This is a genomic window from Rummeliibacillus sp. BSL5 (assembly GCF_052928305.1).
This window is the reverse complement of record NZ_JAVGCV010000001.1, coordinates 1,962,529-1,983,114: the sequence shown is the minus strand read 5'-3', so window position 1 is coordinate 1,983,114 and position 20,586 is coordinate 1,962,529. Positions and strand designations below refer to the sequence as shown.

General features: G+C 38.0%; 24 protein-coding genes, 1 riboswitch and 1 other annotated feature. Of the genes, 15 read left to right on the top strand and 9 right to left on the bottom strand.

The window, feature by feature from the left end; all coding sequences use genetic code 11:
• The first annotated feature begins 107 nt into the window (after positions 1-107).
• Positions 108-1,715: a long-chain fatty acid--CoA ligase gene (locus tag RCJ93_RS09815; protein WP_446738973.1), complete on the top strand. Its 1,608-nt coding sequence runs from the start codon at positions 108-110 to the stop codon at positions 1,713-1,715.
• Positions 1,716-1,758: 43 nt separating this feature from the next.
• Here the strand turns inward: RCJ93_RS09815 and RCJ93_RS09810 are convergent, their stop codons facing one another.
• Positions 1,759-2,247, bottom strand: a complete 489-nt coding sequence (locus tag RCJ93_RS09810) for a QueT transporter family protein (RefSeq protein WP_066791621.1) — start codon at positions 2,245-2,247, stop codon at positions 1,759-1,761.
• A 7-nt stretch (positions 2,248-2,254) separates the two neighbouring features.
• Positions 2,255-2,299, bottom strand: a riboswitch (PreQ1 riboswitch).
• Positions 2,300-2,438: 139 nt separating this feature from the next.
• Here RCJ93_RS09810 and RCJ93_RS09805 point away from each other — a divergent pair.
• The 8 genes from RCJ93_RS09805 to RCJ93_RS09770 all read left to right on the top strand — a co-directional run bounded on the left by RCJ93_RS09805 (position 2,439) and on the right by RCJ93_RS09770 (position 10,024).
• Entirely contained in the window at positions 2,439-2,936 is a 498-nt protein-coding gene (locus RCJ93_RS09805) for a hypothetical protein (protein WP_150283410.1), read from the top strand.
• A gap of 49 nt (positions 2,937-2,985) precedes the next feature.
• The gene (locus RCJ93_RS09800; RefSeq protein WP_150283411.1) at positions 2,986-3,900 is read left to right on the top strand and encodes an N-acetylglucosamine kinase; all 915 of its coding nucleotides are present in this window, start codon (positions 2,986-2,988) and stop codon (positions 3,898-3,900) included.
• 142 nt (positions 3,901-4,042) lie between these two features.
• Positions 4,043-4,924, top strand: a complete 882-nt coding sequence (locus tag RCJ93_RS09795) for a GNAT family N-acetyltransferase (RefSeq protein WP_150283412.1) — start codon at positions 4,043-4,045, stop codon at positions 4,922-4,924.
• 234 nt (positions 4,925-5,158) lie between these two features.
• Positions 5,159-5,296: an RAxF-45 family protein gene (locus tag RCJ93_RS09790; protein WP_173668500.1), complete on the top strand. Its 138-nt coding sequence runs from the start codon at positions 5,159-5,161 to the stop codon at positions 5,294-5,296.
• An 81-nt stretch (positions 5,297-5,377) separates the two neighbouring features.
• Positions 5,378-6,994 (top strand): ribosomal protection-like ABC-F family protein, encoded by a 1,617-nt coding sequence (abc-f, locus tag RCJ93_RS09785; RefSeq protein WP_150283413.1) that lies wholly within the window; start codon positions 5,378-5,380, stop codon positions 6,992-6,994.
• Positions 6,995-7,191: 197 nt separating this feature from the next.
• On the top strand, positions 7,192-7,632 hold the full coding sequence (locus RCJ93_RS09780) for a DUF4279 domain-containing protein (protein ID WP_150283414.1): 441 nt from the start codon (positions 7,192-7,194) through the stop codon (positions 7,630-7,632).
• 39 nt (positions 7,633-7,671) lie between these two features.
• Positions 7,672-7,935: a binding site (T-box leader), on the top strand.
• Between the two features lie 61 nt (positions 7,936-7,996).
• Complete coding sequence (locus RCJ93_RS09775) at positions 7,997-9,196, top strand: MFS transporter (protein ID WP_150283415.1); 1,200 nt, start codon at positions 7,997-7,999, stop codon at positions 9,194-9,196.
• A 273-nt stretch (positions 9,197-9,469) separates the two neighbouring features.
• Positions 9,470-10,024, top strand: a complete 555-nt coding sequence (locus tag RCJ93_RS09770; RefSeq protein ID WP_150283416.1) for a GrpB family protein — start codon at positions 9,470-9,472, stop codon at positions 10,022-10,024.
• A gap of 359 nt (positions 10,025-10,383) precedes the next feature.
• Here the strand turns inward: RCJ93_RS09770 and RCJ93_RS09765 are convergent, their stop codons facing one another.
• The 4 genes from RCJ93_RS09765 to RCJ93_RS09750 form a co-directional block, all read right to left on the bottom strand.
• Positions 10,384-10,830 (bottom strand): hypothetical protein, encoded by a 447-nt coding sequence (locus RCJ93_RS09765; RefSeq protein WP_150283417.1) that lies wholly within the window; start codon positions 10,828-10,830, stop codon positions 10,384-10,386.
• A 136-nt stretch (positions 10,831-10,966) separates the two neighbouring features.
• Complete coding sequence (locus tag RCJ93_RS09760) at positions 10,967-11,476, bottom strand: DUF3916 domain-containing protein (RefSeq protein ID WP_150283418.1); 510 nt, start codon at positions 11,474-11,476, stop codon at positions 10,967-10,969.
• A gap of 101 nt (positions 11,477-11,577) precedes the next feature.
• The gene (gene bshB2 / locus RCJ93_RS09755) at positions 11,578-12,270 is read right to left on the bottom strand and encodes a bacillithiol biosynthesis deacetylase BshB2 (protein WP_150283419.1); all 693 of its coding nucleotides are present in this window, start codon (positions 12,268-12,270) and stop codon (positions 11,578-11,580) included.
• A 26-nt stretch (positions 12,271-12,296) separates the two neighbouring features.
• Positions 12,297-12,650, bottom strand: coding sequence for a YojF family protein (locus RCJ93_RS09750; RefSeq protein WP_066791641.1), 354 nt, complete (start codon positions 12,648-12,650; stop codon positions 12,297-12,299).
• A gap of 188 nt (positions 12,651-12,838) precedes the next feature.
• On the opposite strand from RCJ93_RS09750, the gene RCJ93_RS09745 reads away from it, so the two are divergent.
• On the top strand, positions 12,839-14,284 hold the full coding sequence (locus RCJ93_RS09745) for a hypothetical protein (protein WP_150283421.1): 1,446 nt from the start codon (positions 12,839-12,841) through the stop codon (positions 14,282-14,284).
• 83 nt (positions 14,285-14,367) lie between these two features.
• Here RCJ93_RS09745 and thiD read toward each other — a convergent pair whose 3' ends face one another.
• Positions 14,368-15,201: a bifunctional hydroxymethylpyrimidine kinase/phosphomethylpyrimidine kinase gene (gene thiD / locus RCJ93_RS09740; protein ID WP_150283422.1), complete on the bottom strand. Its 834-nt coding sequence runs from the start codon at positions 15,199-15,201 to the stop codon at positions 14,368-14,370.
• Positions 15,202-15,478: 277 nt separating this feature from the next.
• Here thiD and RCJ93_RS09735 point away from each other — a divergent pair, with 277 nt between their 5' ends.
• The 4 genes from RCJ93_RS09735 (at position 15,479) to RCJ93_RS09720 (ending at position 17,669) form a co-directional block, all read left to right on the top strand.
• Positions 15,479-16,216: a DUF4230 domain-containing protein gene (locus RCJ93_RS09735; RefSeq protein ID WP_190323350.1), complete on the top strand. Its 738-nt coding sequence runs from the start codon at positions 15,479-15,481 to the stop codon at positions 16,214-16,216.
• A gap of 4 nt (positions 16,217-16,220) precedes the next feature.
• A complete protein-coding gene (locus RCJ93_RS09730) occupies positions 16,221-16,904 on the top strand; it encodes a uracil-DNA glycosylase (protein ID WP_446738908.1) in 684 nt (227 codons plus the stop codon).
• 78 nt (positions 16,905-16,982) lie between these two features.
• Entirely contained in the window at positions 16,983-17,270 is a 288-nt protein-coding gene (locus tag RCJ93_RS09725) for a YwdI family protein (RefSeq protein ID WP_150283424.1), read from the top strand.
• An 18-nt stretch (positions 17,271-17,288) separates the two neighbouring features.
• Positions 17,289-17,669, top strand: a complete 381-nt coding sequence (locus tag RCJ93_RS09720; protein ID WP_150283425.1) for a DUF423 domain-containing protein — start codon at positions 17,289-17,291, stop codon at positions 17,667-17,669.
• A gap of 73 nt (positions 17,670-17,742) precedes the next feature.
• On the opposite strand, the gene gerQ is transcribed toward RCJ93_RS09720, so the two are convergent.
• Both gerQ and RCJ93_RS09710 read right to left on the bottom strand, forming a co-directional pair.
• Positions 17,743-18,123 carry a spore coat protein GerQ gene (gene gerQ, locus RCJ93_RS09715; RefSeq protein WP_150283426.1) on the bottom strand — a complete coding sequence of 127 codons (381 nt, stop codon included), beginning with the start codon at positions 18,121-18,123 and terminating at the stop codon, positions 17,743-17,745.
• Between the two features lie 20 nt (positions 18,124-18,143).
• On the bottom strand, positions 18,144-18,563 hold the full coding sequence (locus RCJ93_RS09710; protein ID WP_066791656.1) for a cell wall hydrolase: 420 nt from the start codon (positions 18,561-18,563) through the stop codon (positions 18,144-18,146).
• A gap of 258 nt (positions 18,564-18,821) precedes the next feature.
• Here RCJ93_RS09710 and RCJ93_RS09705 point away from each other — a divergent pair, with 258 nt between their 5' ends.
• A complete protein-coding gene (locus RCJ93_RS09705) occupies positions 18,822-19,586 on the top strand; it encodes an HAD-IIB family hydrolase (protein WP_066791657.1) in 765 nt (254 codons plus the stop codon).
• A gap of 43 nt (positions 19,587-19,629) precedes the next feature.
• On the opposite strand, the gene hemQ is transcribed toward RCJ93_RS09705, so the two are convergent.
• Positions 19,630-20,400, bottom strand: coding sequence for a hydrogen peroxide-dependent heme synthase (gene hemQ, locus RCJ93_RS09700; protein WP_150283427.1), 771 nt, complete (start codon positions 20,398-20,400; stop codon positions 19,630-19,632).
• Between the last annotated feature and the right edge of the window lie 186 nt (positions 20,401-20,586).

The following is a 20,586-nucleotide window of genomic DNA, read 5'->3' as shown; positions in this document are numbered from 1 at the left end:
TTTACTAATCTAGTCAACCAGCATTCATTAAAAGCTCTTAACCAGCATAAATATAGAAAGAGTTAATAGATTTGAAAGAAGGTAGACAAAAGGGAGCTGGTAGAACAATGATGGGAACGCCATTAGTATTAACTGATTTTGTAAAAAGAGCAGAGCGCTATTTTCCAGAGAAACTAATTATTTCACGAACTGCTGAAAATATGATTCACAGAATCAACTATCGAGAGTTCGGGAGACGGACAAGAAGATTGGCGGAGGCGCTCACGAAGCTAGGTATGAAAAAAGGAACGAAGGTAGGTTCTTTTGCATGGAACCATCATCGGCATTTAGAAGCTTATTTTGCAGTACCTTGTGCAGGCGCCGTATTGCATATGATCAATATTCGTTTGTCGCCTGAGCATATTGTCTACATTATCAATCATGCGGAGGACGAAATCCTATTAGTTGATGGCGATTTATTTCCATTAATAAAGAAGGCAATTCCATTATTAACATCTGTAAAGCATATTGTCGTAATGCAAGACAATCATGAGTTGCCGCCAACAGATTTGAAAAATGTCCATTCGTATGAACGATTGCTTGAAGATGCAAGCGATGCGTATGAGTTTCCTGAGGACCTGGATGAAAATATGCCGGCTGGGATGTGCTATACAAGTGCGACGACAGGCTTCCCAAAGGGTGTAGTATACACACATCGCAGCTTGGTGCTCCATAGTTTAGCGCTCGGCTTGGCAGATTCACTGGGATTGCGTGAAAACGATGTTTCGATGCCAGTGGTGCCAATGTTCCATGTCAATGCATGGGGTATGCCGTTTGCTGCGGTCAACTTTGGGACAACTCAGGTACTGCCAGGTCCAATGTTCACGCCATCTTTACTGCTTGATTTAATTGACAAAGAGAAAGTAACCATCACAGCAGGTGTTCCCACTATTTGGCTTGGTGTTTTAAAAGAATTGGAACAAAATAAGAGAGATATTTCATCCTTGCGCGTGATTGTCTGCGGTGGCGCCGCTTCTCCAAAAGGGCTAATCCAGACATTTGAAGAAAAATATAATGTCCCATTCATTGTCGGATATGGCATGACAGAAACAACGCCAATCGTTAGTTTATCTACCTATACGTCTGATATGCAGCATTGGTCTAAAGAAGACAAGCTCAATATTCGTGCCACGCAAGGTCTAACGGTTTCACTACTTGAAACGCGCGTCGTAAATGAACAAGGGGAAGTACCATGGGACGGCAAGACGATGGGGGAATTAACAGTTAGAGGGCCGTGGATTGCGGATGAATATTATAAAGATGAAAGAACAAAAGAAGCATTCAAGGACGGTTGGCTGTATACAGGTGATATCGCTGTGATGACGCCGGAGGGCTATATTAAAATCACCGACCGTGTGAAAGATTTAATCAAAAGTGGCGGAGAGTGGATATCGTCTGTGGATCTTGAAAATGCTTTAATGACACATCCGCAAGTATTCGAGGCGGCCGTGATTGCAGTGCCGGATGAAAAATGGCAGGAAAGACCGCTTGCATGTGTCGTCTTAAAAGAAGCGAGCACCACGACAAAAGAAGAGTTGCTAAGTTATTTGGAAGGCCAATTCGCAAAGTGGTGGGTTCCGGATGATGTAGTGTTTCTCAATGAAATTCCGAAAACCTCTGTTGGTAAGTTTTTAAAGGCTAAACTCAGGGATGATATCCACGTGCTGAGAAAATAAAAATAAAAAGGACCTGTGATTATTTCACAAGTCCTTTTTCTAATTAATCTTCTATCAATTTATTAAAATTAATGCGTTTATTAAGCCCCATCATTACTGGAATCCCAACAGCCATTACGGCAAGTTCACCTACAGCACATGTAAACCATGTGTAAAGGAAAGGAAGATCATAAAGAAGATGTAGTTCAATGGCGATTAAGAACATTGTTACTGTAAAGACGATTGTATTAAATATCATCTTCGCTAACTGTCCTTTAATAAAACGGATGGAAATAATCGTAATCGTAAGTGCTAACACAGATTGCCCAACACCAAAAGCTAAATCATATACGCCAAGTGGTGAAAAGAAATTAGCAATTATTACACCTACTACAATTCCAATCATATATTTCTTGTTAAAAACAACAAGATGGTTGAACATTTCCGAGATACGGAATTGTATCGCAGTAAATCCAAAAGGCGCGATCAGCAATGTAACGGCAACATAAAGAGCCGCAATAATACCGCTGATTGCGAGAGACTTTGTTTTCATTATTGTATTCCCCCTAGTTTTTTTACGTGGGATGGTCTCGAACCACGTGTTTAGAGCAAATCATTATTTTACTCCTGTTTAGCCGGGTTGTCAAAATGCTTTTGCAAACACTCAAAGAAGCTCTTTTGCATAAGATTCGTTATAATAGAAGAACAAAAACAGCAGTGCCTTTGCTTTAAAAGGAGCATTATATGGAGAAATATTTACCGAAAAACGTTTGCATTCTTTTTTTGCTTCTTGGCGGATTTGTAACAGTACTCGGCGTGCTTACCCAATTATCACATGAAACGCAGGCAGGAAGCTGGAGCTGGCGAGAAATTGTGATGGTTGTAGTCGGTATTGTAGTCTATTTCACTTTTGCCTTTACGGGTTTTTACTTTTTAATTGCTCGTATTAAAAAAAGAGGAATCGCCTGGACTAAAAGAAGAGTTTCAATAGATTTCAGCAATCATGAATTGTACTGGCATGAAATCGAGTCCATCGTTTTGAAGAAATATCCGGGGATTGGTAAGGTAACAACGATTGTGACTAAGCCAGAATACCGAGATGAGATTCAACAACGTTTAGAAAAAAGAAAATCGGCAGTAGAGTCATTTGATATATTGTGGATTGCAGTCCAAAAGCCAAACATTATGCACCAAGAGATGATGAAAGCTTTTAAGCAATTTGAAAACCTCCATAGGGTATAAGCTACCTATATGGAGGTTTTATTTTAGGAACACGAAAGGAGTTTAGCAAATGAAAATCATAATAGGAGTCGACGCAGGGGGCACAAAGACGGAAGCAGCTGCTTATGATTTAGACGGGAATCTATTGCATACAAGTATTTCGGGGTTTGGTAATGTGCTCATACATGAAGAAAGAGCACTTCATCATATAATGGAGGCAGTCGATGCCTGCCAATCTGCGCTTTCAAAAACAGAGTGTGTGCATTTATATATGGGCATTGCGGGATATGAAAGCTCATTAAATCAAGAGCTCATTCACCAACACTTCAAGAACTATTACAAGACAAAGGTAGATATAGTACAAGACAGCATCATCGCTCATGCAGCTTCTCTTAAAGGGCAAGATGGTATCTTGACGATTGCTGGGACGGGGTCTGTTTGTTTTGGTGTGCACGACGGTATTCAAAAGATGACAGGAGGCTTTGGCCATTTGCTTGGAGATGAGGGGAGTGGCTATTGGATCGTCATTCAATCATTGAAAGCCATGATTAAAGAGGAGGATCAGGGAGTAGCCTATTCATCTTTAACAAGGACAGTATTAAAAGAATTGGGACAAACCTCTGTTCAGGACATAAAAGATTTTGTTTATTCCTCTCCTAAGGCAGAAATTGCACGCCTCGTACCCGTCATTGTAAAAGACGCTGAAATAGGCGGTGAAAAAGCGCTGCAAATTTTAAGTGAGGCAGGAGAAGAGCTTGCCGAGCTGACATGGAATGCGTATAAAAAATTACAATACAAAGAAGAAGAAAAAGTGGCTATTGCCATAAAGGGCAGTATTCTCGTTAATATTCCTTTTGTACAAGAAAAATTCACTGAAATTCTTCGCCAGCGAATCCAAAACGTTCAGTTTATAACAGAAGATATTTCTTCTACGGCGGGATGCTATTACTTGGCGAAGTTAAATGGTGAAACTCCTTCTAATTGAATGCTTTTATATACATTCCAAAAGGTGCTAAGCTTGATGCATTATGGTAGAAACTTCTCCGAATGATTCCCATGATAATGGAATTCTTCCTGAGAGGTGAGCATACCTAGTAAGGACGTATCGCTGTTAAGGGGGAAATAAAATGATAACGATTAAGAGGTTAGTAGATTGTACAATTGCAGATGCGGTAACAGCCTGGAACGATGGGTTTGAAGGATACTTTGTGGATGCAACCACTACTCCAGAAAAATTATTAACAAGAATGGTTATGGAAGATCTTTCACCTGCTTTATCTATCATCGCCTTTGAAAACAATCGACCAATAGGGATTGTGATGAACGGTGTAAGAATGGATCACGGCCAAAAGGTTGCTTGGAATGGCGGCACCGGAGTTAGTAAGGATTATAGGGGTAAAGGGATCGGGAAATTACTAATAGAATCAACGCTCTCCATTCTACAAAAGGAGAATGTTAATATAGCAACACTTGAGGCGATAAGTGAAAATACGGTCGCCATTTCCGTCTATAAGAAGAAGGGTTATCTTGTTGAAGATACTGTAGAATTCTTAAATCTTAATGGAAAGCAAAAACAAAATCTAATTGGTGAGGTAAAAAGAAAATTTACGGTTGAACGAGTAGCGCTACAACAAATTGGTCAACTACCATTTTATAAATCGACGAATCCATGGCAGACCCGATGGCAAAGCGCGAAAAGTGGTGAGGGCCTCCTCGTAAAAGAAGAAAATGGTGATGTACTTGGCTACGCTTACTACAAAAAGAATTATAATGATCAAGGTGTCCATACAGGTACCACCATGTATCAGTGTGAGGCAAAACCAGAACGAGTAGACGCTGAAGAGATTATCTATCAATTAATAGGTTGTGTTTTTGGGGATTTTACAGATAATATCAATCGAACAGTTCCTAATTTACCAATGAACAAAAGTAAAAAAACCTATAGTGCCTTAAGAAAGATAGGTTTCGAAACAACAGCTCAGCAAGTGTATATGGTGAAAGAAATTTAAAGTAGTAAATATTATGATAGCTTGTATTAAATACCGGGACTTATAAAAATAAATTATATAAGGAAGGGGCGCTATTTACTGGCGTATACCCTTCTATTCCTCTTTTATCAAAATGCATAGTATGAAGAGTCGAAAATCTAAATTCGAAATTTTTATCTATTTTATTCCATTTGGCGCTTTTTTTATTGAAATGTGTTAATATTAAAATAACTTTAGTGAACGGAGGTGAGAAGAATGGAAAAGTTAGCTATGGAAACAGGTGTAAAAGTAAATACAGCTATGTATTTTGCATCTGTTATTGCTTTTGATTTTGCTACTAACGGGACAAGTGTGCCCTTTTTTAGAAAAATTAATAGTGTTTTAGCTAACTAACAACATTCTTTTCACAATTTTTAAGGAAAGACTGCTTAGTTATAGCAGTCTTTTTTTATTTCCAAAGGGGAGCTTTAGAGTATGCAATTAAAAGTAGAAAATATAACAAAAATATTAGGTGGAAACACCATTTTTACCAATTTATCAGTTGAAGTAAATTTAGGTGAACGAGTGGCTATTGTTGGACGTAATGGGTGCGGTAAAACGACTTTATTTAAAGTGATAGCGGGAATCGAGCAACCAGATGAAGGGCGTATAGTAAAGACAAAAGGTCAAACAATTGGTTACTTGCATCAAATTCCGATGTTTAAGGATATTACTGTGTTCAACGTATTGTCCCAAGCATTCGAGCAGCTACATGAAATGAAGGCTCGTTTAACGGAACTGGAGCAAATGATGGCTATAAACATGAGCGAAAAGGTTTTAACTCAATATGGGGATCTATTAGAGCAATATCAATTAGCTGGTGGTTATGAAATTGAAGCAAAGATTGCTTCTATCTCAAATGGGCTGAAGATCACGCAACTTTTGGAGCAACCTTTTGAAGCATTGAGTGGTGGTGAGAAGACGAAGGTAATGCTCGCGCAAATTTTGCTGAAGCAACCAAATATATTACTTTTAGATGAGCCAACAAACCATCTTGATTTAGCAGCTATTGAATGGCTAGAAGATTATTTAAACTATTTTAAAGGAACAGTATTGATCGTATCTCACGATCGGGCTTTTTTAAATAATGTCGTTAATAAAATATTAGAAATTGAGGATGGAGAAATTTGGGTTAGTAAAGGGAACTACGATCAATATGTGAGAAATAAAGAAGCAAAAATTGCTCAGCAGTTCGCTGAATATCAGGAGCAACAAAAAAAGATTCAAAAAATCAAAGAAGCAATACGCCGATTGCGTCAATGGGCAAATGAGGCATCACCACCAAATCCAGATTTATATCGAAAAGCAAAAGTTATGGAAAAGATGCTCGAACGTATGGATCTGGTGAAGAAGCCGAGAGTTGAGCGGCAGATGAACCTGCAGTTAAAAGCTGATGAGCGTTCAGGAAAAGAGGTGTTTTTACTCAATCACGTTTCACATGGCTTTGAAGAAGATTTCTTATTTATGAATGTACATTTACCAATCTTTTATCGGGATCGTTTAGCGATTGTTGGTAACAATGGGACCGGCAAATCAACGTTACTCAAAATATTACTTGGAGAATTAATACCAATAGATGGGGAAGTGAAGCAAGGAAGCAATTTAAAAATTGGCTATCTGGCTCAGCAGTTCGGACAATTTAATAAAGAAGAGCGATTAATTGAAGCCTTTCGTCGTGATGTTTCAATGACGGAATACGAGGCACGCCATATGCTCGCACAATTTTTATTTTATGGTCATGATGTGTTTAAAAAGGTAGAACAATTGAGTGGTGGAGAAAAGATGCGACTGAGATTAGCTCAGTTGATGGTTCAACAATGTAATGTGCTTGTGTTGGATGAACCTACAAATCACCTTGACATTGAATCGCGTGAAGCACTTGAAGAGGCGATTGAAAAATTTGACGGTACAATAGTAGCGATTAGTCATGATCGATACTTTTTACAAAAGCTGTTCACCAAAACAGCTTGGCTAGAAAATCAGCAATTAACACTGCATGATGGCCCATTTGAGTGGGCAAAAATGAAGCAGAAAAAGTTATACAACGAATAAGATCGAGAAAATCTTTGTAAGAGGAATTCTTAAACCCTAAAATATAAATACTACATTTTAGGGTTTTTCTATATTGGTTTTACATTTAAAAGCCAAAAGAATTACATAAAGTTTAATGAAGATTTGAGAAGAAGGAAGTGTTAACTTAAGCTAAAAAGAACATTGAACAAATTATAATTTTTTTGGAGGTATGACTGTTGGAGAAGACAAAAACACAGGTGAGGGTCTATTTAAGTATATTTGGCGATTCATTTCCCTTAGAAGATATTACTGAAAAATTAGGGATTGAACCTTCTAATACATATAGAAAAGGAGATAGAATTCCCAATCGTTCAAGTAAACTGTCGAGAAAAGAAACTTCGTGGCATTTAGATACAGGCTACCAAGAATCTTTTGATGTAGAAGAACAATTACAACAAATTATAATGCCGCTTCAAAATAAGGTATCCATAATTCAGGAGATCAAACAAACTTATTCTGTTGTATGTAAATTCTTTATTGTAATCATTATGGAAGAAGGAGATACCCCTGGTCTTTACTTAGATACGGACGTAATAAATTTTGCATCAAGTATTGGTGCTGAATTTGATATAGATTTATATGCAAACCCTTATGAAGATGATTTTTGTTTGGATTGAATTCTTGTTTTAAATAGTATATGATTTACAGAATTACATATAAAAGCTACGAAAAGAAGAGTAAACCCACGTACTATCTACAGAGACCTCTGATTGCTGAAAAAGAGGGATAGGAAAGGCGTTGAAACAAGGCTTGGAGCTGTGCATTGGATTTGTTCACTGGAATAATGATGATGCAACGTATTCTCACGTTACAGAGATAGAGTATCGCAGGTGAATTATTCACAAAGCCGTACTCGATAAGGCCTCTGCAGCAATGTAGAGATGAACTGGGGTGGCACCGCGATATGACTCGCCCCCAAGATAAATATCTTGGGGGTGAGTTTTTTATTTTGTTTTACAAAAATAAAATAGGAGTGGTGACATGTTCAGATGGAAGTATCCTTTCATACTATTAGGAGGAATAGGTATTTCAAATGTGGGCGCTTGGGTTTATCTCATTGCATTAAACTTAATTATATTGAATAAAACAGGTTCCCCACTTGCCATTGCTTTATTATATATACTACATCCAATTGCAACTATATGTTCAAATGCTTGGGCAGGTAGTCTAATTGATCGGGTAAATACAAGGCGACTGATGATGGGATTAGATATTTTTCGAGCAATATGTATTGCGTTCATTCCATTTTTACCGTCACTGATTTATGTTTATATACTAGCGTTTATCATTAATATGGGAAGTGCTATTTTTCAACCTACCTCTATGGTTTATATGACTAAACTAATACCTGAAGCTGATCGGCAACGGTTTAACGCACTTCGTAGTTTTATCAACTCATGTGGCTCACTAATAGGCCCTGCCATTGCTGGAATGTTATTTTGGATGGGCACTCCTTATACGGCTATTCATATAAATGCAGTAGCATTACTATTTTCAGCTCTAATTATTAAGATGCTACCTAATGTGGACTCGAGACTTAAAGAAACAGAGAGGCAAAGAATTACATGGCAATTGATAAAAAAAGATTTTCGAGTTGTTTTTCATTTCAGTAGAAGTAATACCTATGTCGTAAAAATATATTTATTATTTAGTGGTACTACTATAATCATGACCGCAATAGATTCGCTCGAAGCAGCTTTTGCTAAAGGCGTACTTTCAATGTCAGACACCAATTATGGGTTTTTATTAAGTGTCTTTGGAGGTGGAATAATAATAGGTTCAATTATTAACTCCCTCTATTCAAAAAAACTTGCAGTTAATCTTTTAATAGGTATGGGCACAATTTCCACTTCAATTGGTTATATAATATTTTATAGTTCGGATGGCTTTTTTAGTGCAACGCCTGGTGTATTTTTAATAGGAATTGCTGTGACGTTTGCTAATACAGGGTATATGACTTTCTACCAAAATCATGTTCCTGTCGGGATGATGGGGAGATTTGAAAGTCTTTTTAGTGTGGTGGAAGCAGGTTTTATTGTTGTTATAACTGTTTTAATAGGCTTTGCAGCTGAATTAACTTCGATCCGGCCTGTAGGGTTAATAGGCTCCTTTGCCTTTCTCGCTGTAGGGTTATTAGCATGGAAAGTCGTAACAGGTGAAAAGCGGCAGGAATACTTTTGAAAAAATGGTGCTTCTTTAAATAGTTAATTATAAAAAGGCTTGACCAATAAAGTAATGGGCAAGCCTTTTGCAACTCCAGCTTAAAAAAGCTTATATCAATATCATGGGCCACTCAGCAATTTATTCGGACAAAATCAAAGCTCTATTGTGGTCACTCACACTTAGAATTATAGCTTCTTTAGCTGAATCATGAACTTCAGTAATCGGGAGTTTCTTTAAAGATGGTGTTTTGGAATGTGATGAAATTAAACATATACAAAGAGGTGGCTCTTAATGAGAAAAGTTGAAGTGAAAGCATATAACGAGTGCTGGAATTCAATGTTTGAGGTAGAAGCAAATTTATTGTATAAGATATTCAGTTCCGAAATCATTGATATTCATCATATTGGTAGTACATCTGTAAAAGGTCTAAAGGCAAAACCAATCATTGATATAATGCCCGTGGTTACAGATGTAAATAAAGTTGATGAATTTAATATTCCTATGATGGCCATTGGTTATGTACCAAAAGGAGAAAACGGGATTTATCAAAGACGATACTTTCAAAAAGGCGGAGATCATCGAACTCATCATCTTCATTTTTACCAATTTGATAACCACAATATTAATCGTCATCTGGCTTTTCGTGATTACTTGATATCACATCCAGATGTCGCTAAAAAATATGGAGATGTGAAAGAGGGACTCTCCAAACGTTTTCCTTACGATATTGAGTCATATATTAAAGGCAAAGAGCAGCTAGTCTTGGAGATTGAACTAAAAGCAAATGCCTGGTATCAAAGCATAAGGCAACCAGACAGTAAAAATCTCCCTACATTTGAACTGTAGGCTATTACCGATCAGGAGAGAAATATTGAATGAATATATATATGTTGATTATAAGCTCCATATTTTTATTATTTATTGCAGGCAATGCCTTTTATGTAACTTTTAAAAGATTTAAAGAGGACAACGATTTTATTCTTAATACTTTAGATTGGATTGATTCGTTATTTAGTGTTCTCTTATTAATTTCTGAGAAATTTACAACACCAAAATATCATATTGTGATCTTTAAAATGCTTTCCTTCATATTTGGGTTGCTCTTTTTAGGATTTACTGTTTTATTATGGATTCTTTTTGTTTAATACAGAAGAGAAGCTGGAAGCAAGGGAGAATCCCTTGAAAGATAAAAAGGAAGCTAAGCTTTAACGGATTTCAATTGCAAAAGCATAGCTTGCGCTGCCTTTCTCCCAGTTTGCAGATACATCATACACATACAACCCTTTTTCTTTTGGCAAGATAATTGACTGTTTATTTAGTACGACATCTTCAACCTTATTATTTGGAAGCCATTTGCTTACTGATATCGTATTCTTTTTAGGTTCGTTTTTAAATACTATTTTCAATTTGGATGAGGGAGAAGCAACCACAGGTGAGAGGTTTTGGTTTTTAATAAGTTCAGGAGGAGGCATAGTATCAACACATTCACTGCTAACAAGTCCTTCCCAACAATAAGAGCCTCTAACTTTCGCAACATTTTCATGCCCAGCACGAATAATGGGGAGGGGTGGCTTACTATTAAGTAGGCTATTAACGTAAAAACCTCCGGCGATCACAAGAATCAATAAGAATGCCATTATTATTTTTTTCATAGATTACCCCTTTTTGAATATTATTCCAGATAAATGTACCATAGGATTGGTGAATGTCTCAATAGTATATTTTTTAATTAAAGGCTCTAGATTTTTTAAAAGAAAAGGGGCATACGTATTTTATGTCTGTTTAAATTTATCTTAATTCTCCAATAAACCAAATTTCACCTTCAAAGTGGTATCCATCTTCATCGGTAATTTCTTCTTTAAAACCTGTTATTTGTAAACCGTTAGGAACAGATAGTCCCCATTCATTTTGAATTTTTCTGTCATTTGGTAAATGCAGCCACTTTTGATATTCGTCGTCTCTGTTAAAGAATTCTTCAAAATGGGCGTCACCTTTAAATACAATAATTTGTGAACCCCATAAATCAGGTAAATCAATTGCAGCTACTACTCGATACTTTTGTTTGTCATTTGGTTTGAAACCAATTAGATATTCAGCTCTGTCCAATAGTGATTGAATGCAGAGTCTTTTAACTCTTTTTGGTGTTTTATTGGAATTTATAAAGTCTGGAGCAACTGGTAGGTGCAGATGCCAATAACCATTGTAAAAGTCTGTTGGGAATTCAAATGTGTTTTCTTCAATACGTTTCATCATATTATTGGTTTTACGTTTAATTCCTCGAATTTTTTTCTCCCGCATCATATTTCTCCTCAATCTCTTTAATAATCTCTTTTAAAGACAACGAAACAGTGCTAATTAAAAAGGCCCAGTTTATAAGAAAACTGGGCCTTTCTATGTTCTTAAAAACTGTCTTCGAAATCTTCATCAAAGCGATAGCTGTAGAAATGCTCGTTTGTAAACCAGTTATTTTCTGCAGTCGCGCCTTCTTCTTTGCGTTTTTCTTCTTCTTGAAGCATCCAGCCTGTTTGGGAAATATGAGCTCTCATAGAGTTCATTTTTTCCACGCGTACATCGTGAATATCATTAATAATATCCGGGTTACCAAGTTCTGCTACTGTATTGTTGGCGAATGCCACACAGTATAGTCTTGGGCGATCGCTCTCAGGCATGCGGCGTACAGCACGGACAACAGCTCTAGCAGTTGCTTCATGATCAGGGTGAACCGCATAATTCGGATAGAAAGTGATGATTAATGAAGGGTTGAGTTCATCAATTAAATTTGTCATCATGGCAACCATTTCTTCATCATCTTCAAATTCAACCGTTTTATCACGAAGGCCCATCATACGTAAGTCTTTGATACCAATGGCTTCACAAGATGCTTGAAGTTCCTTTTTACGGATTAATGGCAATTCTTCGCGTGTGGTAAATGGAGGATTGCCGAGGTTGCGTCCCATTTCTCCAAGAGTTAGGCAAGCATATGTGATAGGTGTGCCAGCTTTCGCATATTGCGCCAATGTGCCGGAAACTCCGAATGCTTCGTCATCAGGATGTGGGAACACAACAAGTATTTGACGTTCAGGTTGTAACATATTCAAAACTCCTTTTAATTTGGAAATTAATATGCGAATGGTGTTTCGCTGATTTCAAGCGCAATAGCTAATTTACCATCATAGCCATGGCCGGCCATAAGCAAACGATTTTGATCATCGAGCTCAAAATGCGTAATTCCTTGGGCATACACCCAGCCGCCATTCGATAGTTTTAAACCCACACGATGGGGTACATCAGGCGTCACTTTACCAAGTTCATAACGAATTAGTACATTGCGGATAAATGTGCCCGCATTGAATACTTTTTCATCGAAGTGAGAGGCATAAGCCCCATTCGTTGTTTCTAAGTGTATATAGACATCTTTATTCGCAAAGGAATTCAGAAGGTCCTGAAGTTTTTGTAGATTGACTGTTTCCATCTGATTATATGCTCCTCTCAAAAAGAGGCCTCATCGCTACATATAGCGATAAACTGCCACTGATTTAAGTACTACTATAGTATAGAGAAAAAAAGGATGAAATGCGATTCACACGCACTGTCTACTCTTTCAGTAAATGTTTATAAATGAACAAAATGTGGGAATACTATAGGGTAGGGGGTGAGTTTATGCACTTTACAACACCAGTTTTAGAGGAAGAAACAAAAATAACAAATGCTTGGATGACAGCTATGCTGCCATTTTCTTTTATGACCAAAAAGGAGATAGCGCTATCTGAGGAATTGCTCGGCAATGGCTACAGCTTCTTTAATCTCAATGATAAGAAGCAGCAATCCGAATTTTACGGTGACATCGAGTTATCAAGTATTGCCCTTAAGCAAAATTTTTTATCCTACATAGAGCGGAGGCTGTTTCCGAAAAATATACGAGATGATGGTTTTCAGCGTTTCTCTAAGGAAATTTCAAAGACAGGTAGCCTCCAAATTCACGACAGACACTATCTTTTTACTATACTTAGCATTGATATTACCCTATGTCCATTTGGAATTGGCTTTGTATCGATTCGTGTGAAGTTAGAGGATGTTAATTTATTTTCAGATGCACTTGATTTCATGCATCACTTTCGCATTCTAGAGCCTAAAACAAATAACCAATTAGGGATGGAAGTCCAATATGATGGGGAACCATTTACTTGTATACACGATTTTATCATGAAGCATCTTTGCCCTGAAATTCAAAAATATACGGTTCATGATGACCGTCGGGACGGTTACTTTGGTAGTCTTCCTTACTTTGAAGATGAGCGAATGCTTGTCACGAATTATATTGAGTTGGATGAAGACCACTTGCCAATTGAACAACTCTATAGAGCCAGTCAATTGGATGGGTACACGGAAGAATCTGTTCCCTTTATCTCTGCAGCCAATACAGAGCATATGGAGGAGTACCTAAAAACGCGTGTGAACACGCGCTATATGCCTAAGTTATGTGACATAACAACAGAGCATGTCCAAACAACGATTGTCTATCGTGATACGACAGAGGCTTTTAGAGAAAAAGCAAGAGTTCGATTTATGGGCGTTCACTATTACACCATCTTACTTCACTACTTTTACAAATTAACACTACTCGAACTCTCCTTCCGATATTGTGAGCTCGCTTGGAAAAAGGATGAAATTTATGTAGAGAAATTAATGCAGTTGATTACCATGTTTTCTTCTAAATATTACTTCCAAGAGGTCAGCAGCCGTTCATCAAGTCGTGAAATGTCGAAGCGCTTGAGAGAGATTTTTAAAATCGATGAGCTTTTCAGTGAGGTCTCTAAAACGCTTGATGCCCTTTATGTGAACCAGCAAAAAGCGGCAGACAAAAGGCAAAACTACTTGTTATTCGTATTGACGATGTTTACGGTTGTCTCAGGTATATACGGGATGAACCTGATTATTGAAGAATGGGACGGAAATTATAACTGGTCGGAAATATTCCATTACAATATTTATGAATGGATTTGTCTGATAACAGCTGTTGGTGGGATTTTAATGACTTTCTTTTTATTAGTAAGTACTTTCTACAACTATATAAGAAAAAGATTGCAGTTTTGGCTGAAATATTAAGCATAAAGACATTTTGTCCCAACATAGAGTAAATTAAAAAGCTTCCACCCATTTTGGAGTGGAAGCTTATTTATTGAAGAATACTACAGTTCTGTCACCGTAATTTCGGGTGCGCCATATACATTCTTCGCACCATGCATCACAGGGCCGACATATTGATTTAATTTCCAGCCATGTGTAATTGCTGCAGCAACGAATTCTTTTGATTTAATAACCGCTTCTTTGACATCAAGACCATTTGCAAGATTAGCAGTAATGGCAGCAGCGAAAGTGCATCCAGCACCATGATTGTATGTTGTCTCAATTTTAGGCGTTTCTAATAAAAAGTGTTTTTCGCCGTCATAATACAAATCAAATGCTTTGTTTGGATCAATAGAGCGGCCGCCTTTAATGACGACATGCTTAGCGCCAATAGCATGGATTTTCTCAGCAGCTGCTTTCATTTCGTCAATACTTTTTGGTGTTTTCATGCCAGCTAATTGACCAGCTTCGAATAGATTAGGTGTGGTAACTAAAGCAATCGGCAGCAAATGTGAAATCATCGCATCTACATTTCCTGGATTTAATACTTCATCTTCCCCTTTACATACCATTACAGGATCAATAACCACATTTTTAAGCTGAGCCTCTTTAATCGCATCGCCGGCAGTAAGAATGACTTCTTCGGTTGATAACATGCCGGTTTTAACTGCATCTATTCCAGTAGAAAAGGCAGTTTTTAACTGAGCTTTTAGAACATCAATAGGTAATGTATAAACACCATGTGACCAATTTTCATCAGGATCCATAGTAGCAATGACTGTTACAGCAGCCATACCGTAAGTGCCATATTCTTGGAAAGTCTTCAAGTCAGCTTCCAAACCAGCTCCGCCAGAAGCATCAGATCCGGCAATCGTTAATGTTTTCTTTAGTGACATGTTAAACACTCCTTCATAACATGATAGGACATAGTGTAGGTTGTCCAATAATAAATGCCTCATAAATAATTTCTTTTCCTATCTATTATAGCTGTTAAACTGGCCAGTAAAAATAGCCAGAATGTAGAGGAATGAAAGGGTCAGAAACGCTGCTAAAAGGAGCCATTTAAAAATGATTTTCAGGAACCCTTAAATTTCGACAAAACGTCTACTAACCGCTAAAATAACAATAGTAGTATGCTAGATGGTAGAAAAAGAGTATAAAAGGAGGAAGTTTATGCCAAGAAACAACAAAAAGTTAACTCAATTGTTTAATAAGTATTATCGAGATAATGAACAGGCTGCGACTGTGGTGGAGGGAACCTCGATGCGACGACGCAGCTTTAGAAATATAGTAGTACTGGCTCTATTAAAAAATAAATATATGTGGGCCAGCCTTTTAGTTTTATTAGTTATTTTGCTTGTACCTTTTGCTGCTTGGAAAATGATTCAGGGAAGTACTTACCAAGAGCAGAAGGGCTCTTTAGTCGAGCGCATCCAAAATTTGAATGAATTAACAACAGCAGAGGCATTTACAAAAGTTATCATTGAAAAAGAGAACAATGAGTTATTCGGGAAAGAAATCGGTATTGATTTGCCAGGTACAAAGAGAGAGTTATTAGTAGTTGTTCCAGGTGGGGTTAAAGCTGGTGTCGATTTCGAGGATGTTTCAGAAAAAAATGTGAAGCTTGACCAAAAGAACAAGGAAGCAACGATTACCTTGCCTGCCCCAAAGATTCTTGGTGAACCAGAAGTAGATTTTGATAATGTGCAAGTATTCTCCAGCGAAGGTCTTTTTCGTAACAAACCAGATATGAAAGAAGCCTTTGGTTTAACGGCTGAAGCGAAAAGGGAAATGATCAAAGAAGCCAAAACACAGGGATTGTTGAGTAGAGCAAAAAGTAATGCCAAAAACTCTGTTGCAGATATGTTTGCTTTAGTTGGCTATGATGTGACCGTAAAATTTAAGGAGTGATACGATGCCAAAAAGAATCTTTGACAACGATTGGCAAGAAATCGTCGGCGCAGAGTTTGATAAGCCTTACTATCAAAAGCTGCGCGATTTCTTAAAAGAAGAATATGCCACACATACCGTATACCCACCAATGGAGGATATATGGAATGCGTTCCGTTATACACCCTATCATAAAGTGAAGGTAGTTATGCTGGGGCAGGATCCTTATCACGGTCCGAATCAAGCACAAGGTTTAAGCTTTTCAGTAAAAGATGGTGTGCGAAAGCCGCCAAGCCTGCAAAATATGCTGAAAGAATTACACGAGGATCTTGGATTTGGTATACCAAAGGATGGGTCACTGATTAAATGGGCAAAGCAAGGTGTGCTCTTGTTGAACACTGTACTGACTGTACGAGCGCATGAAGCCCATTCGCATAAAAATCAAGGATGGGAACAGTTTACAGACAACGTCATAGAAAAACTGTCAGAACGGCAAGAGCCGATTGTGTTTGTCCTTTGGGGAAAACCGGCACAGCAAAAGGAAAGATTAATTGATACTTCTCGCCATGCCATTATTAAATCACCCCATCCAAGTCCTTTAAGCGCTCACCGAGGTTTTTTTGGCAGCCGCCCGTATTCTAAAATCAATAATCAGCTTTTATCGTGGGGCGAAGAGCCGATTGACTTTAATCTGACAGATAGTGAGTAGAGACACCCTTCATCTCCACTTCGAAACATGGTAAAGTAATAGTAAAAGAAGTAGCAGTGGATAAGAGAGGGGTACACAATGATTTCTTATGATGCGGTCATCCGCGAACTAGAAAAACATATTCATCAAGCGGGCCAAAGAAGTAGTGAAGCTAAGATGCGTGAAGAATTGTCCGCTATTCGAGCTTTATGCGACCTAGCGCTGCAAAGTGACAAATCACCGACACCTCATACCGTTATGCCAAAGATGATAGGGGAGACTGTACAAGACTTGTCCCATTCATCCGTTTCTTCCATGCCTAAATCGCTCACAGCCAATAAGCTGGAAGAAGATGATGCGAACGGTGATTCACTATTTGATTTTTAGAAGGGATTGTCATATAAAATGAGTTTTTATATTTTAATTGGTGCTATACTCGCATTCTTAGCAGTAGCATTCGGAGCATTTGGCGCTCATGCGTTAAAAGATGTTTTGACAGACCATTATGCGACAGTGTATGAAACAGCCGTACAATACCAAATGTTTCATGCAGTAGGTCTTATTTTGATAGGGATTTTAATGAGTAAAAGTTTATTTGGTCCCATTCCCTTGCTATCACGTGCAGGCATGATTATGCTGATCGGTACGATTGTATTCTCTGGTAGCCTGTATGTACTGGCAATTACTCAAATTAAAGTGCTTGGTGCAATTACACCAATTGGAGGCGTCTTATTTTTAATTGCTTGGGTATTGGTTATGATTGCTGCAGTAAAGTTCGGTAAATAGTAATAGTCAATAATAAAAATGCCAAGTTTGTTTAATACTTGGCATTTTTGTGTGTGTTCAATCAGTTCGTTTTTTAAGGAGTTTGGTCAAAATACTGTAACGGTTCATCGAATTCCGCATAATCAAAGTAAATCATCGGCATGAGATAACGATGATTTGTTTTGATATCGCGTAAAATAACATGATCTCGTCCGGCCGCTTCAATTACCCCTCTGATAATGACCACATTTTGTCCTTGAGCTGTTGCATGCTCAAATGAAAAGTGGAAAGTTCCCGGCTTACTTCTGTTTAAACGCATAATATTTTCGATGTATGACTGCTCTCTGCCCAAGTGCAGCCCCCCAGTTGCTGGTCCCTGGCTAGGAGTTGTTTGTACGGTGCCTGTTGGAATAGTCACACCGCCTGCTGGGTAAGTCTGTTGTTGATAGTTCGGTGTCCAATAATATTGAACCATTTCATCTTCCCTTCTTCTATTTATACTTGCGGGCAGTCAGCTTCTGTAGGCGCATAGAAACAATGCGATTTATATCGCCCGGTGTTCCATTGTCCATACCATTGCGCAGGGCAGTCGCCAGTTGGCTTAAAGAACCATAGTCCTCGGGTTGCTGGGTGAAAACGTTCTCCGTTAATGGTTCTTTGGGCTAAACGACGATCTTGCTCTCTTGCACGTTGATAAAAGTAGCTCTTCGTTGTAGCTTCAAAGCCACCCGGACTCTGAAAAACCATTTGTTGAAGATTTCTCACATCGCGGAAATCTAAACAATCTGCAAGGACTCGATTGACGCCCACGTTTCCGACCATTAACATTCCTAGTTCCCCTTCGCCTTCAGCTTCTGCCCGCATAAGTCGTGCTAAAAGGTCAAGTTCTTTTGATGTACTTTTGATGACAGGCATAACATAACCTCCTCTTCTTTATATATGCGAAGAAGATAAAATAAGAACCACCATAAACGTATAATTTGAATAGAAGAGGGGAAATAATGTAAAACGGGAGATTAGGTGTGTGGATCCTGCTTTAGTCTTTTTTTTTCTTTATTCATTATTATCCTGCGCCTCTCTGTTAATTTCCAAGCCTGTTGGGAGACGGCTTTCCTGCTACTGATAGGTAAAAATGCTCCAGAGAATGTTATATAGAAAGAGAAGTGTTGAGCCATGCAATTTGTCTTTGATTTAGAGGGAACAATCTGTTTTGAAGATCAGCCTGTGCCAGATTCAATTACGTACAGTTTAGAATGCTTGGTCCAAAAAGGACATGAGGTTATTTTTTCTTCGAGCCGTCCTATTCGCGATATGTTACCATTGTTGGCCAAAAGATTTCACGGCAACAAAATGATAGGACGAAATGGGGCCATTCTCTGCCATAATGGAAACGTAAAGCCGAATGTTGTATTTGATGAAGAAACATTAGAGAGTATACGGTTATTGATGAAAGAATATAAAGTAACTTATTTCATAGAAGGCGAGTGGGATTATTCATATACCGGTCCAGCTGACCATCCGATTGCTGAAACAATCGATCCTAATGGCCTTGGGGTTAATAAACCCTTAGATAAGCTTGAACATGTTGTAAAGATTACGATTGTCACGTCATTTAATATGGCGATTCTGCGTAAAAAACTAGATGAATTAAATGTGATTATCCATACACATTACCAACTAGGTATGCTTGATATCACACCATGTGGCATTCAAAAGTGGAAAGCATTAAAAAAGCTGGGCATTGAGAAAGGGGCATACATTACCTTTGGAGATGATGAATATGATATTCCAGTTTTTGAGCATGCGAAGCACAGTGTCATGGTAGGTGATCATCCGCTGTTAGCGCTATATGCGGATGAATGCATATCAAAGAATCAGCTAATTGAGGAGCAAATTGTAGAAAAGCTTGAAGAATTGGATCAGCGATTTGCCTACTAAAAAAGACCAGCCATCTCATAATATGAGAGCTGGTCTTTTCGTATTAATCTTTAATCGCTAAAAATTTCTCTAATTTTTCGTTGTCCATAATATTGCCGACGAAGAATTCACCGAAATCAGCGTAGCGTGCTGATACTTCATCAAAACGCATTTCATAAATCAATTTTTTGAATTCCAATACATCATGCGCAAATAATGTAACGCCCCATTCGTGGTCATCGAAACCAATAGAACCAGAAATGATTTGTTTTACTTTTCCTGCATAGCTGCGGCCGATTAGTCCGTGGGAGTGCATTAATTTACGACGTTCATCCATTTCTAACATATACCAGTTAGCGCCTTTTTGGCGGCGTTTGTCCATTGGGTAGAAACAGATATGTTCCCAGCGAGGCAATTCAGGATATAGGCGTGCACGCACATGCGGGTTTTGATATGGATCTTCTGCAGGACCATCATCTTTAGGCTTGCCTGCTAAATAGTTGGAAAGCTCCACTACTGAAACATAGGAATAAGTAGGGATTGTGAAATCAGCAATCGCAAGTTTATTGAATTCATTTTCAAGTTCTTGCAATTCTTCCATTGTTTCACGCAATGTCATAATCACGAAATCAGCTTTTTGTCCTACGATTGAGTAGAATGCATGGCTGCCTGTTTTGTTTACGTCCGCTTCGTTCAGCTTATCAAGATATTGAATAAATTCATCAACAGCTGCTTTGCGTTCTTCTTTCGAAACTAATTTCCATGATGTCCAGTCCATTGCACGAAAATCATGCAATACGTACCAGCCGTCAAGTGTTTGTGCTGCTTCAATCATTGTAAGAAACACTCCTTTAAACTCTAAAATCAATACTCCCTCATTTTAACAGAAATAAAGCGAAACTTCACTTAGTGAAAGCTCTTCAAGCTACAGATATACTCTTTTATGAACGTTTTGAGGCGAGAGTCAGGAGAGAGTTTCTTTCACCTTTGATTCATGTATTATTCGTGAGATAATGAAACA

Bases quoted from the DNA above. Each gene is read 5' to 3' on its own strand.
- RCJ93_RS09815 (WP_446738973.1), top strand. From the start codon at position 108: ATGATGGGAACGCCATTAGTATTAACTGATTTTGTAAAAAGAGCAGAG.
- RCJ93_RS09810 (WP_066791621.1), bottom strand. From the start codon at position 2,247: ATGAAAACAAAGTCTCTCGCAATCAGCGGTATTATTGCGGCTCTTTAT.
- RCJ93_RS09805 (WP_150283410.1), top strand. From the start codon at position 2,439: ATGGAGAAATATTTACCGAAAAACGTTTGCATTCTTTTTTTGCTTCTT.
- RCJ93_RS09800 (WP_150283411.1), top strand. From the start codon at position 2,986: ATGAAAATCATAATAGGAGTCGACGCAGGGGGCACAAAGACGGAAGCA.
- RCJ93_RS09795 (WP_150283412.1), top strand. From the start codon at position 4,043: ATGATAACGATTAAGAGGTTAGTAGATTGTACAATTGCAGATGCGGTA.
- RCJ93_RS09790 (WP_173668500.1), top strand. From the start codon at position 5,159: ATGGAAAAGTTAGCTATGGAAACAGGTGTAAAAGTAAATACAGCTATG.
- abc-f (WP_150283413.1), top strand. From the start codon at position 5,378: ATGCAATTAAAAGTAGAAAATATAACAAAAATATTAGGTGGAAACACC.
- RCJ93_RS09775 (WP_150283415.1), top strand. From the start codon at position 7,997: ATGTTCAGATGGAAGTATCCTTTCATACTATTAGGAGGAATAGGTATT.
- RCJ93_RS09770 (WP_150283416.1), top strand. From the start codon at position 9,470: ATGAGAAAAGTTGAAGTGAAAGCATATAACGAGTGCTGGAATTCAATG.
- RCJ93_RS09765 (WP_150283417.1), bottom strand. From the start codon at position 10,830: ATGAAAAAAATAATAATGGCATTCTTATTGATTCTTGTGATCGCCGGA.
- RCJ93_RS09760 (WP_150283418.1), bottom strand. From the start codon at position 11,476: ATGCGGGAGAAAAAAATTCGAGGAATTAAACGTAAAACCAATAATATG.
- bshB2 (WP_150283419.1), bottom strand. From the start codon at position 12,270: ATGTTACAACCTGAACGTCAAATACTTGTTGTGTTCCCACATCCTGAT.
- RCJ93_RS09750 (WP_066791641.1), bottom strand. From the start codon at position 12,650: ATGGAAACAGTCAATCTACAAAAACTTCAGGACCTTCTGAATTCCTTT.
- RCJ93_RS09745 (WP_150283421.1), top strand. From the start codon at position 12,839: ATGCACTTTACAACACCAGTTTTAGAGGAAGAAACAAAAATAACAAAT.
- thiD (WP_150283422.1), bottom strand. From the start codon at position 15,201: ATGTCACTAAAGAAAACATTAACGATTGCCGGATCTGATGCTTCTGGC.
- RCJ93_RS09735 (WP_190323350.1), top strand. From the start codon at position 15,479: ATGCCAAGAAACAACAAAAAGTTAACTCAATTGTTTAATAAGTATTAT.
- RCJ93_RS09730 (WP_446738908.1), top strand. From the start codon at position 16,221: ATGCCAAAAAGAATCTTTGACAACGATTGGCAAGAAATCGTCGGCGCA.
- RCJ93_RS09725 (WP_150283424.1), top strand. From the start codon at position 16,983: ATGATTTCTTATGATGCGGTCATCCGCGAACTAGAAAAACATATTCAT.
- RCJ93_RS09720 (WP_150283425.1), top strand. From the start codon at position 17,289: ATGAGTTTTTATATTTTAATTGGTGCTATACTCGCATTCTTAGCAGTA.
- gerQ (WP_150283426.1), bottom strand. From the start codon at position 18,123: ATGGTTCAATATTATTGGACACCGAACTATCAACAACAGACTTACCCA.
- RCJ93_RS09710 (WP_066791656.1), bottom strand. From the start codon at position 18,563: ATGCCTGTCATCAAAAGTACATCAAAAGAACTTGACCTTTTAGCACGA.
- RCJ93_RS09705 (WP_066791657.1), top strand. From the start codon at position 18,822: ATGCAATTTGTCTTTGATTTAGAGGGAACAATCTGTTTTGAAGATCAG.
- hemQ (WP_150283427.1), bottom strand. From the start codon at position 20,400: ATGATTGAAGCAGCACAAACACTTGACGGCTGGTACGTATTGCATGAT.